This window comes from Ruegeria sp. N7, from assembly GCF_056531345.1.
Window position 1 is genome coordinate 101,188 of the sequence record NZ_JBQFLR010000014.1, and the last position, 11,435, is coordinate 112,622.

Sequence of the window (11,435 nt, forward strand, 5' to 3'; positions counted from 1 at the left end):
ACACACCGCGTTATTATTTGCCTTTCCAGACCGGATCACGTTTTTCGGCAAATGCACGCGCGCCTTCAAGCTGGTCCTCGCTGGAATATAGGACATCCACGCTGCGCAGTTGCCGTTTGGTGATGCGGTTCATGGCGTCCTGAAACTTGGCGTCTTCGGCATCGCGCACGATTTCCTTGATGGCCGCATAGACCAGCGGCGGCCCTGACGCCAGCAGTCGGGCGAGGCCCCACGCGCGGTCCATCAGCTGATCAGCGGCGACGATCTCGTTCACCAGACCCCAGCGGTTGGCTTCTTCGGCATCAAACCAGCGGCCTGTCAGAAGCAGCTCCATCGCGATGTGATAGGGGATGCGCTTGGGCAGTTTGACGCTGGCGGCATCCGCAACGGTGCCCGAGCGGATTTCCGGCAAGGCAAAAGTGGCGTGGTCAGCGGCAAGGATCATGTCTGCGGACAAGGCCAGCTCTAGCCCGCCGCCGCAGGCGATACCGTTGACGGCGGCAATCACGGGTTTGTTCAGGTCGCGCAGCTCTTGCAGGCCTCCGAACCCGCCGACGCCGTAATCTCCGTCCACCGCGTCGCCGTCGGCGGCAGCTTTCAGATCCCAGCCGGGGCAAAAGAATTTTTCGCCCGCGCCGGTCAGGATGGCCACGCGCAGGTCCGGGTCGTCGCGGAATTCAGCAAAGACCTCGCCCATTCTGCGGCTGGTGATCAGATCAATCGCGTTTGCCTTGGGGCGGTCCAGCGTAACCTCGAGGATCGAGCCATCGCGGCGGGTTTTGATCGGGTCCATATCTCAGGCCTTTCTTATCAGGGCGTCCACGGCAACGGCCTTGTCCGGCGTGCACAGGAGCGGGTTAATCTCGACCTCGCCAAGCGTGTCGGCATTTTGCATGACATAGGTCTGAACGGCCTCGACCGCGGCAACAACCGCATCCATATCAGCCGCCGGTTGACCGCGATAGCCCGCCAGCAGCGGGGCGATCTTCAATTGGCTAAGGGCGGAGCGGATGTCTTCGGGCGGGCTGGGCACCAGCACGGATACCGTATCGCGCAGCAGTTCGGTCAGCACGCCCCCTGCCCCAAGGGTCAGAACAAACCCATGGGCGGGATCACGCACCACGCCAATCAGAAGTTCGGCAACGGGTCCGGTGACCATCTCCTCGATCAGGATGTCTTCGGTGCCGATATCTGCCGCGACAGCCGCGACGTCCTGGGCCCGGATGCCCAGCCGAACGGCGCTGTGTTCGGATTTATGCGCAAGCCCGACACCTTTGACGGCAAAGGGGCCTTCCATCTGGTCCGCTGCGGCACGGGCAGCTTCCGCGCCCCGCACCGTCCGGTTCTGCGGGATACGCAGGCCGCATTCCGCCAGCGCCGCCTTCGAGGCGCCTTCGGTCAGGGTTTGGGTTGGTTCCATCATACCCGGTTGCAAAACGGGCGCAGCGGATGGGGCCTTGACCTGCCCTGCGGCGCGGGTCGCAGACAGCGCCTCGCGCAGGCCCATGAAGGGGACAACACCCCCGGCCATCAGCTGTTGTGCGATGTCTTCCGGCAAAAGTTCCGGCAAGGTGGCGACAATCGCAAACCGGGCGCCGGTTTCTGCCCGTACGTTCAGCGCTGCCTGCGTTGCGCAGGCCCAATCGGTGGAGTCGGTGGTCGGGTAGTCGACGATCGAGAATGTCATGTCGATATCGTCACCCGTCATGCCCGACCAGGCCCGCGTCATCGCCTGCTCGTCACGCCAGATATAGGTGTGATAATCCAGCGGGTTGTTCAGCGCGACCATTGGCCCGAGCGCGCCGCGCAGGCGGGTCAGCTTTTCACCGCTCAGCCGTGGAAATTGCAACCCCGTGCCGACGGCCATATCGGCAATCAGGCTCGCCTCGCCCCCCGAACAGCTGATCGAGGAAATGTTGCCCCCCGGCAGCGGCCCGTAGCAATGCAACAGTTTGAGCGTTTCAAGGAAGTCAGGCAGTGCCGAAACGCGCGGAATGCCAAGCCGGTCAAGCAGCGCCTGCGCCCCGGCATCGCTGCCCGCCAGAGATGCGGTATGGGAAACGGTTGCCGCTTGCGCCTGTTCCGATGCGCCGACCTTGAGGGCGACCAGAGGGATGCCTTTTGCGTGGGCCTTGGCGGCCAGCGCCTCCCACTCGCGGATGTTCTTGAAGCCTTCGATATGCAGGCCCACTGCGGTCACGCGCGGGTCATCGATCAGGGCCGAGGCGATTTGCGCCTGACTGGTCTGAGCCATATTTCCGCAGGTGACCATATAGGCAATCGGCAGCCCGCGTTTCTGCATGGTCAGGTTGATCGAGATGTTCGAGCTTTGCGTCAGGATCGCCACGCCCTTGTCGACGGGCACAACCCCGTGCTGATCCGGCCACAGCAATGCCCCGTCCAGCGCGTTGATGAACCCATAGCAGTTCGGGCCCAGAATGGGCATGTCACCGGCCGCTGCGATCAGTTGATCCTGCAAATCCCCGCCGGTGTCGTCCTCGGCCACGGCCTCGGAAAAGCCCGAGGCGAAGCAGACAGCGCCACCCGCACCCATACTGGACAGGACTTGAACCGCTTCAATCGTGGCGTGGCGGTTGATACCGATAAAAACCGCGTCAGGTGCGTTGGGCAGGTCTTCGATAAGCCCATAAACCTTGTGGCCCGCAATGTCCGAAGCCTTGGGATGGACCGGCCAGATCTGACCGGCATATCCCATGCGTTCGGATTGCAGAATAACCTGTTGGCACCATGCACCGCCGCCAATGACAGCGATGGATTTCGGGCGCAGCAGCCGGGTCAGGTCTTTGGTCATGGTCAGGCGCCCAGCGGACGCAGAAGATCGCGGCTGATGATGTGGCGCTGAATCTCGCTGGTGCCGTCCCAGATCCGTTCGACCCGGGCGTCGCGCCAGAACCGTTCAATCGGGAAATCATCCATCAGGCCCATGCCGCCGAAGATTTGCAGCGTCGTGTCGGTGACCCGCGCCAATGCCTCGGAGGCATAGAGCTTGGCCGAGGCGATCTCGCGGTTTGCGGGCAGGTTCTGGTCCAGGCGCCAAGCGGCGGCAAGGGTCAGCCAGTCGGCGGCGTCAATCTCGGTGATCATGTCGGCAATCTGAAAGCCCACACCCTGAAACTTGCCGATGGGCTGGCCGAATTGCTTGCGCTCGGCGGCGTAGTTCAGCGCATAGTCAAAGCAGCGCCGCGCGCGCCCGACCGAGAAGGCCGCAACCGTCAGGCGGGTCGCGTAGAGCCATTCGTTCATCACCGCAAAACCGCCATCGACCTCGCCCAGAACCTGGGCATCGGACAGGCGGCAATTGTCGAAATACAGGATACAGTTTTTATAGCCCCTGTGGCTGACGGATTTGTAGCCGTCGCGCACTTCAAAGCCCGGTGTGCCGCGATCCACCAGGAAGGTGGTGATGCGTTTTTTGGGGCCTTTCGGGGTCTCATCCACGCCGGTGGCAACGAAGACAATGAAGAAATCGGCGTGTTCCGCGCCCGAGATGAAATGTTTCGATCCGTTGACGACCCAGTCGCCACCGTCGCGCACTGCCTGACATTTCATGCCGCGCACGTCCGATCCGGCATCCGGTTCGGTCATCGCCAGGGCGTCCATCTTTTCCCCGCGCACAGCGGGCAGCAGATAGCGTTCGCGCTGTTCGTCGTTGCAGGCCATGAGGATGTTCTGCGGGCGGCCAAAGAAATGCGTCAGCGCCATCGACCCACGGCCCAGTTCACGCTCGACCAGCGTAAAATCCAGATGCGACAGGCCCGCGCCGCCCACTTCTTCGGGGAAGTTGCAGGCATAGAACCCAAGATCGATACATTTCTGCTTGATCTCATTGCCAAGCTCCAGCGGGACCGTTCCGCTGCGTTCCACCGCGTCTTCATGCGGGTAGATTTCTTTTTCTACAAAGCTGCGGACCGTCGAGACGATCATGTCCTGTTCTTCTGTCAGACCAAACTGCATGGCGCGTATTCCCTGGATCGGTGGTTGACCAACCAAACGCCATCGCTCATGGTCGCGGCATGCAGAGATAGATCAGTTTCATGCCAAACTCGAAAATATTATCGCAGCAGTACAATGTCCTGCTGTTCAACGGGTTCTCGAACCATTGCCTTGCGAACATGGTCGAACCGTTGCGGGCGGCGAACACCCTGTCGCGACAGGCGTTATATGCGTGGCGCTTCTGTTCGCTTGACGGCAACCCTGTTCAAAGCTCCAGCGGCCTTGTCGTCACCCCGAACGGGGCCATCGGCGATCAACAGGGGGATTTTCTTCTTGTCATGCCGTCATATGGATACCTGAAGCTGGATACGCGGTCGACCATGCGTGCCGTGCTGGCTGCGGCCAAGAAACACAAGCACCTGGCCGGGCTGGATACGGGAAGCTGGCTGCTTGCCAGCGCGGGATTGCTGGATGACCACAGGGCGACCATTCATTGGGACGAGTTTTCGCGGTTCGAGGAAAGGTTTCCGGCGGTGGAGGCCGTGCAGGAACGGTTTGTCATCGATGGCAACCGGCTGACCTGTTCCGGGGCCATGGCCGCCTTTGATCTGGCCCTGACCCTTATCCGCCGGGATCACGGCCCGCTGCTGGCGATGGAGGTCGAGCACTTGTTCATGAGCCGGAACGGGCGCGGCCATTATGACCTGCCTCTGAAATCCGAGGACACGCTGGTCAATCGTGCGCTGACCGTCATGCAGGCGCATCTTGAAGCACCGCTGTCAGTCCGGAGTGTGGCCCGGAAAATCGGGTGTTCGCAAAAACGGCTTGAAACGCGTGTTCAGGCGGAACTGAAAACAACTCCTCAAGCGCTGTACCGGCGTCTGCGCCTGAACCGCGCACGCAATCTGGCCGAGGATACGGAACAATCCATCGCCGAGATCGCGGGGCGCTGTGGATATGAAAACGCCAGCGCCATGACCCGCGCGTTCAAGGCCGAGTTCGGTCAAACGCCGACCGCATTTCGGAATGGAAACCTGTCGGGGCGATGAGCCCGGACTGGCGGGAAGCCGTTTGTTGCTTTTCACAACCTGCAATAAAGCATGCGGTTTTCTGATGTCACTCCAGCGAAACCCACAGAATCCTGGCGTCTTCGTCGCTGGTCGAGATACAGCCATGGCCCATTCCACTGTCGTAATACAGTGAATCCCCCGCCTTCATGGGCAGGGGTCGGTAATGTTCGGAAAGGAAAATCAGCTCGCCGCTGAGTACATACATGAATTCTTCGCCAGAGTGCCGAATCCAAGTGTCGAACTCGGATACATCCCGCGCCTTGATCGTTGCGATATAGGGCAGCATCCGTTTGCTGGTCAGTTCGGAACACAGCAGTTCGTGATGATAGGTGGGCGTGGTCTTGAATTCCCCTTCACCTTTTGGGGTGAAATCGCGGCGACCCGAGATGCCCGACTGACCCGATTGCAGGAACAGCTGTGGCGTGCTCATGTCGAGCGCCTGTGTCAAGCGCCGCACGATTTCAAAACTGGGCCGTGTCTGGTTGTTTTCGATCTTAGACAGAGTGGACCGACCAATACCCGCAGCACGGCCAGCCTCTTCCAAAGTCCAGCCTTTTGATCGCCGCGCATCGCGAATGGAGCGGCCCAAAGCCTCGCCTTCGTCCGGTTCTTCCAGCCCGGAAACATCGTTTTGGCTTTCATCGACCATGGATTTCCCCCTGTTTTTCAAAGGCTACAGGTTTTCCCATACATACGCAACTTCTTGAATAAGAGATTTATGTTGCCCTATTGGATCATTTTCCACTATTGGAAACAAAGTTTCGTACTGAGGATTCGGAACCGAAGGAGGGGATAATGTTCAAAACGTCGCTGAATGAGGCTGACCCGGTAATCGCCGCGTCGATCGCGCGCGAAGGAATACGTCAGGCGGAACAGATTGAATTGATCGCGTCCGAGAACATCGTCTCGAAAGCTGTGATCGAGGCTCAGGGCTCGGTCCTGACCAACAAATACGCCGAAGGTTATCCTGCGCGCCGCTATTATGGCGGGTGCGAATATGTCGACGAGGTCGAAGTCGAGGCCATCGAAAGGCTGAAACAGCTGTTCGGTTGTGAATACGCCAACGTTCAACCCCATTCCGGCGCTCAGGCGAACGGGGCGGTCAAACTGGCGTTGCTGAGCCCCGGTGACACCATCCTGGGCATGTCGCTGGATGCGGGCGGGCACCTGACACACGGTGCAAAACCTGCCCAATCCGGCAAGTGGTTCCGGCCGGTACAATACGGTCTGACCCAAGCCGGCCTGATCGATTACGACCAGGTGGCCGAGCTGGCCCGGGTGGAAAAGCCCAAGATGATCATCGCAGGCGCATCGGCCTATTCCCAGAAGATCGACTTTGTCCGTTTCCGCGAGATCGCAGATGAAGTTGGCGCGTGGTTGCTGGCGGACATGGCGCATATCGCGGGTCTGGTCGCAACTGGCCTGCACCCTTCGCCCATTGGGCACGCGCATATCGTCACCTCAACCACCCACAAGACACTGCGCGGCCCGCGGGGCGGGATCATTCTGACCAATGACGAAGCGCTGGCGAAAAAGATCAACTCTGCCGTATTCCCGGGCTTGCAAGGTGGACCGCTGATGCATGTGATCGCCGGCAAGGCGGTTGCATTCGGAGAGGCGCTGAAGCCGGAGTTCAAAGAATACATGCAGCGCGTTGTCGACAGTGCATCGGCTTTGGCCAATGTCATGATGGCGCGCGGATGTGACATCGTTTCGGGTGGCACCGAAAACCACCTGATGCTGGTCGATCTGCGCCCGATCGGTGTGACCGGCAAGGATGCCGAGGCCGCGCTGGAACGTGCCGGGTTCACCTGTAACAAGAACAGCGTTCCGGGCGATCCCCAGAAGCCCACCATCACCAGCGGCATCCGTCTGGGCACTGCCGCCGGGTGCAGCCGGGGTTTTGGCCCTGAAGAGTTCAAACAGATCGGCCATCTGATCGGCGATGTTCTGGACGCGTTGGCGCAGTCGCCCGAAGGCGACGCGGCCATCGAAAAAGAAACCCGCGAAAAGGTTCGCGCGCTTTGCGCAAGCCACCCGATCTACTGAAAGTGCGCGAAATGAACACCTACGATCTGATTGTCATCGGAGGCGGACCGGGCGGCTATGTTGCCGCGATCCGCGCGGCTCAGCTGGGACTGAAAGTTGCCTGCGTCGAAGGGCGCGGCGCTCTTGGCGGCACCTGTCTGAACGTGGGGTGCATCCCCTCCAAAGCGTTGCTGACCTCCTCGGCCAAATATGCCGAGCTTGCACATCTCTCCTCCCACGGTGTTGCGGTCGAGGGGGCCAGCATCAATGTCGGCGCGATGATGGAGCGCAAGGACAAGATCGTGGGCGACCTGACCAAAGGCATCGCATTCCTGTTCAAGAAGAACGGCGTTGACCTGATCGAAGGTTGGGCCAGCATCCCTTCAGTCGGGCAGATCAAGGTTGGCGCTGACATCTATGAGGCAAAGAACATTCTGATCGCGACCGGGTCGGAACCTACCACGCTACCGGGGATCGAGATTGATGAGCAGGACGTCCTGAGTTCGACCGGCGCGATTGCGATGGAAAGCGTGCCGGATCATCTGGTGGTGGTCGGCGCAGGTGTGATCGGTCTGGAACTTGGTCAGGTCTGGGCGCGTCTGGGCGCGAAAGTCACCGTCGTCGAATATCTGGACCGTGTGCTGCCCGGCATAGATGGCGAGATTGCAAAACTGGCGCAGCGGGCGCTGGCCAAGCGCGGCCTGAAGTTCCAGCTTGGTCGGGCATTGAAATCCGTCAACAAGACCGCGGCCGGACTGACGCTTGCTCTGGATCGGGTTGGCAAAGACAAGGAAGAGGTGATCGAGGCCGACAAGGTTCTGATCGCCGTCGGACGCCGACCGGTAACGCGCGGGTTGGGGCTGGAAGAACTGGGGGTAGCCTGCGACCCGCGCGGCTTTATTCAGGTGGATGACACATTCTGTACCTCTGTTCCCGGCATCTATGCCATAGGCGACTGCGTTCCAGGGCCGATGCTGGCACACAAGGCCGAAGAGGATGGCGTTGCCTGTGTCGAGATGCTGGCAGGCGAAGCGGGACATATTGACTACAATACCGTGCCCGGCGTGGTTTACACCGACCCCGAGGTCGCCTCGGTCGGGCTGACCGAAGAAGCCTTGCAAGAATCGGGCATTGAATACGTGGTCGGGAAGTTTGCCTTCATGGCCAATTCGCGGGCGCGCTCGACCGGCGAGACCGACGGGGCCGTCAAGGTGCTGGCCAGTTCCGAAGGCAGGATCTTGGGCGCGCATATTTGCGGTGCGCATGGGGGAGATCTGATTGCCGAGCTGGTTCTGGCCATGGCCCAGGGCATCACCGTCGCCGAGGTCGCAGCCACCTGCCATGCCCACCCGGCGATGGGCGAGGCTGTGAAAGAAGCCTGCCTTGACGCCCTGGGCCGGGCAATTCACGCGTAGCGGGGAACAGCCAGATGACCATCCAGCTAAGACCACGTCACCCGGAAAAAGCCAAAAAGGCCGACAGCGTCATTCCGCGCAAACCCAAGTGGATACGCAAGAAAAAAGGCGACAGCTCCGCCTATTACGAAACCCGGCGCCTGATGCGGGATCACAATCTGGCGACGGTCTGCGAAGAGGCGGCCTGCCCCAATATCGGCGAGTGTTGGTCCAAGCGCCACGCAACCATGATGATTATGGGCGAGGTCTGCACACGCGGATGCTCGTTCTGCAACGTATCGACTGGCCGCCCCGACGCGCTGGACGCTTTCGAACCCGGTCGCGTTGCAGCGGCGGTCAGGAAGCTGGGCCTGCGCCATGTCGTCATCACCTCGGTCGATCGCGACGATCTGGCCGATGGCGGGGCCGAGCATATTGCCCAGACCATTCGGGCGGTACGCCACCAAAACCCCGGCACCACGGTCGAAGTTCTGACCCCCGATTTTCTGGGCAAGGGCGACGCCGCCAAGGCAGTCTTTGACGCCGCACCGGACGTGTTCAACCACAATCTGGAAACCGTGCCGCACCTATATCCGACCGTCCGTCCTGGCGCGCGGTATTACACGTCGCTGCGGCTGCTGGATGATGCCAAGCGCGCCAATCCGGAACTATTCACCAAATCCGGCCTGATGGTGGGCCTGGGGGAAACACTCACGGATGTGCGTCAGGTCATGGATGACCTGCGTGCAGCGCAGGTCGATTTCCTGACCGTTGGCCAATATCTGCAACCAACCCCGAAACACCATCCAATCGACCGGTTCTGGACACCGGAAGAGTTCGCCCAGCTGGAACAGATTGCCCGGTCCAAGGGCTTTTTGCACGTGTCAGCAACCCCGCTGACCCGGTCGTCGTTCCATGCGGACGAAGATTTCGCTGCTCTCAGGCAGGCTCGCCAGCGGGCTATCGCCAAAGGGGCATAAACCAAACGCAAATGGGAGGGAATCCATGGAAGCGTTAAATTCAATCGTAGGGGCCATCAATGGCGTCGTGTGGGGGCCGCTGATGCTGGTTCTCATCCTTGGCGTCGGCTTCTTCCTGCAGGTCGGACTGAAGTTCATGCCGATCCTGCGCATTGGCACGGGCTTCAGCCTGCTGTTCAAAGGCCGTGAAGGTCAGGGCGAAGGGCAGATCAGCCCGTTCAACGCGTTGATGACTTCGCTGTCGGCCACCATCGGTACGGGGAACATCGCCGGTGTTGCCACTGCTGTCTTCCTGGGCGGTCCGGGCGCATTGTTCTGGATGTGGATGACCGCCCTGGTGGGCATGGCCACCAAATATGCCGAGGCTGTCTGCGCGGTGAAATACCGCGAAAAGGACGAGCTGGGCAACTTCGTCGGCGGCCCGATGTACTACATCAAGAACGGTCTGGGCGCGAAATGGGCGTGGCTGGGTGTTGCCTTTGCCCTGTTTGGCGCAGTTGCGGCCTTTGGCATTGGTAACGGCGTGCAGGCCAATGGTGTTGCACAGGTTCTGGAATCGAATTTCGGAGTAAACACCTCGGTCACCGGTGTCGCTCTGATGGTTCTGACCGCCGCTGTTATTCTGGGTGGTATCACCCGTATCGGTGCGGTCGCCGGTAAACTGGTTCCGTTCATGGCGATTGCCTATATCGTTGCCGGACTGCTGGTCCTGATCATCAACATCGGCAACATCGGTCATGCGCTGTCGCTGGTCTTCACCTACGCCTTCACCCCATCAGCCGCCGAAGGTGGTTTCGCAGGTGCAGCCGTCTGGGCCGCCATCCGCTTTGGTGTGGCGCGCGGTGTTTTCTCGAACGAAGCGGGTCTGGGTTCCGCTCCGATCGCGCACGCTGCAGCCGAGACCAAAGGCCCGGTCAATCAGGGCCTGATCGCGATGCTGGGAACGTTCATCGACACTATCATCGTCTGTTCGATCACCGGTCTGGCGATCATCTCGTCAGGTGCTTGGACATCGGGGGAATCCGGTGCGGCGCTGACCTCGCTGGCGTTCGAGACCACTCTGCCGGGTATCGGCGGGTCGATCATCGCCATCGCTCTGTCGATCTTTGCCTTTACCACCATCCTCGGCTGGTCCTTCTATGGCGAGAAATGCGTCGAGTTCCTGCTGGGCGTGAAATCCCTGCTTCCCTACCGCATCCTGTGGATCATCGCGATCTACTTCGGTGCAACCGCGGATCTGGGCTTTGTCTGGCTGCTGGCCGACACGCTGAACGCCATGATGGCCATTCCGAACCTGATCGCCCTGGCCCTGCTGAGCCCGATCGTCTTCAAGCTGACGAAAGAGTTCTTCGCCTCGGGCGGCAAGTCCGAAGAGCCGGGCGGCGCGCCTGCCGAATAAGCTTGGTCTGACTTGAAACCGGGGGGCCATTCCGGCCCCCCGCCTTTGAAACAGAATTCCATATCTCGAGGAGAGACGTGATGGCCACGAAAATCCTGCTGCCCATTGATCACACCGACGACCGTTCGTGGAAAAATGCCCTGCCAGTTGCCTTGGAACAGGCGAAATTCTACGGGGCTGAGCTGCATGCGGTTGCCGTTATCCCCGAGATCATCCAGCTGCCGAACCTGCCCGCCAACTACGGCGCCGGCGCCAAAGATCACGTGCGAAATGCGGTTCAGGCCATTCTGGATCATGGCAACGCATCGGACGTGCCTGTCCATATTGAAGAAGGCAGCGTTTACCGTGAAATCCTCAAGCGCGCCTACAAGGACGGCTTTGACCTGATCGTCATGGCCTCGACCAAGGGTGATTTTCCGAATTATGAAATCGGTCCGAACCTGGCCCGTGTCGTGCGCAACGCGCATTGCACCGTCATGGTTGTTCGCGACCAGTCCCGTTGAGTGAAAGGTTGGATCAATGACCGAGATTAGACGCACGCCGCTTTTTGGGCTTCACGTTGAGTTGGGCGGCAAGATGGTTGATTTTGCCGGGTGGGAGATGCCGGTTC

The 11,435-nt window shown here is 60.3% G+C and carries 10 protein-coding genes; 6 read left to right on the forward strand and 4 right to left on the reverse strand.

Annotation, left to right across the window (positions count from 1 at the left end):
• Positions 1 to 13 precede the first annotated feature (13 nt).
• The 3 genes from ACR0ES_RS15220 to ACR0ES_RS15230 are packed head-to-tail and all read right to left on the reverse strand — an operon-like array spanning position 14 to position 3,975.
• Complete coding sequence (locus tag ACR0ES_RS15220) at positions 14 to 793, reverse strand: carnitinyl-CoA dehydratase (protein ID WP_480871222.1); 780 nt, start codon at positions 791 to 793, stop codon at positions 14 to 16.
• 3 nt (positions 794 to 796) lie between these two features.
• Complete coding sequence (locus ACR0ES_RS15225) at positions 797 to 2,812, reverse strand: acetate--CoA ligase family protein (protein ID WP_480539723.1); 2,016 nt, start codon at positions 2,810 to 2,812, stop codon at positions 797 to 799.
• A 2-nt stretch (positions 2,813 to 2,814) separates the two neighbouring features.
• The gene (locus ACR0ES_RS15230) at positions 2,815 to 3,975 is read right to left on the reverse strand and encodes an acyl-CoA dehydrogenase family protein (protein ID WP_480520441.1); all 1,161 of its coding nucleotides are present in this window, start codon (positions 3,973 to 3,975) and stop codon (positions 2,815 to 2,817) included.
• A gap of 80 nt (positions 3,976 to 4,055) precedes the next feature.
• Between ACR0ES_RS15230 and ACR0ES_RS15235 the strand changes: the two genes are divergently transcribed.
• Positions 4,056 to 5,003, forward strand: a complete 948-nt coding sequence (locus ACR0ES_RS15235; protein ID WP_480871224.1) for a GlxA family transcriptional regulator — start codon at positions 4,056 to 4,058, stop codon at positions 5,001 to 5,003.
• A gap of 67 nt (positions 5,004 to 5,070) precedes the next feature.
• Here the strand turns inward: ACR0ES_RS15235 and ACR0ES_RS15240 are convergent, their stop codons facing one another.
• Entirely contained in the window at positions 5,071 to 5,673 is a 603-nt protein-coding gene (locus ACR0ES_RS15240) for a helix-turn-helix domain-containing protein (RefSeq protein ID WP_480484283.1), read from the reverse strand.
• 146 nt (positions 5,674 to 5,819) lie between these two features.
• Here ACR0ES_RS15240 and glyA point away from each other — a divergent pair, with 146 nt between their 5' ends.
• The 5 genes from glyA to ACR0ES_RS15265 all read left to right on the forward strand — a co-directional run bounded on the left by glyA (position 5,820) and on the right by ACR0ES_RS15265 (position 11,328).
• Positions 5,820 to 7,073 (forward strand): serine hydroxymethyltransferase, encoded by a 1,254-nt coding sequence (gene glyA, locus ACR0ES_RS15245; protein WP_480559936.1) that lies wholly within the window; start codon positions 5,820 to 5,822, stop codon positions 7,071 to 7,073.
• 11 nt (positions 7,074 to 7,084) lie between these two features.
• Entirely contained in the window at positions 7,085 to 8,467 is a 1,383-nt protein-coding gene (gene lpdA / locus ACR0ES_RS15250) for a dihydrolipoyl dehydrogenase (protein ID WP_480871226.1), read from the forward strand.
• 14 nt (positions 8,468 to 8,481) lie between these two features.
• Entirely contained in the window at positions 8,482 to 9,426 is a 945-nt protein-coding gene (lipA, locus tag ACR0ES_RS15255) for a lipoyl synthase (RefSeq protein WP_480546642.1), read from the forward strand.
• 25 nt (positions 9,427 to 9,451) lie between these two features.
• Positions 9,452 to 10,825 carry an alanine/glycine:cation symporter family protein gene (locus tag ACR0ES_RS15260; protein WP_480488771.1) on the forward strand — a complete coding sequence of 458 codons (1,374 nt, stop codon included), beginning with the start codon at positions 9,452 to 9,454 and terminating at the stop codon, positions 10,823 to 10,825.
• An 80-nt stretch (positions 10,826 to 10,905) separates the two neighbouring features.
• Complete coding sequence (locus ACR0ES_RS15265; protein WP_480539726.1) at positions 10,906 to 11,328, forward strand: universal stress protein; 423 nt, start codon at positions 10,906 to 10,908, stop codon at positions 11,326 to 11,328.
• Positions 11,329 to 11,435: the final 107 nt, after the last annotated feature.

Bases quoted from the DNA above. Each gene is read 5' to 3' on its own strand.
- ACR0ES_RS15220 (WP_480871222.1), bottom strand. From the start codon at position 793: ATGGACCCGATCAAAACCCGCCGCGATGGCTCGATCCTCGAGGTTACG.
- ACR0ES_RS15225 (WP_480539723.1), bottom strand. From the start codon at position 2,812: ATGACCAAAGACCTGACCCGGCTGCTGCGCCCGAAATCCATCGCTGTC.
- ACR0ES_RS15230 (WP_480520441.1), bottom strand. From the start codon at position 3,975: ATGCAGTTTGGTCTGACAGAAGAACAGGACATGATCGTCTCGACGGTC.
- ACR0ES_RS15235 (WP_480871224.1), top strand. From the start codon at position 4,056: ATGCCAAACTCGAAAATATTATCGCAGCAGTACAATGTCCTGCTGTTC.
- ACR0ES_RS15240 (WP_480484283.1), bottom strand. From the start codon at position 5,673: ATGGTCGATGAAAGCCAAAACGATGTTTCCGGGCTGGAAGAACCGGAC.
- glyA (WP_480559936.1), top strand. From the start codon at position 5,820: ATGTTCAAAACGTCGCTGAATGAGGCTGACCCGGTAATCGCCGCGTCG.
- lpdA (WP_480871226.1), top strand. From the start codon at position 7,085: ATGAACACCTACGATCTGATTGTCATCGGAGGCGGACCGGGCGGCTAT.
- lipA (WP_480546642.1), top strand. From the start codon at position 8,482: ATGACCATCCAGCTAAGACCACGTCACCCGGAAAAAGCCAAAAAGGCC.
- ACR0ES_RS15260 (WP_480488771.1), top strand. From the start codon at position 9,452: ATGGAAGCGTTAAATTCAATCGTAGGGGCCATCAATGGCGTCGTGTGG.
- ACR0ES_RS15265 (WP_480539726.1), top strand. From the start codon at position 10,906: ATGGCCACGAAAATCCTGCTGCCCATTGATCACACCGACGACCGTTCG.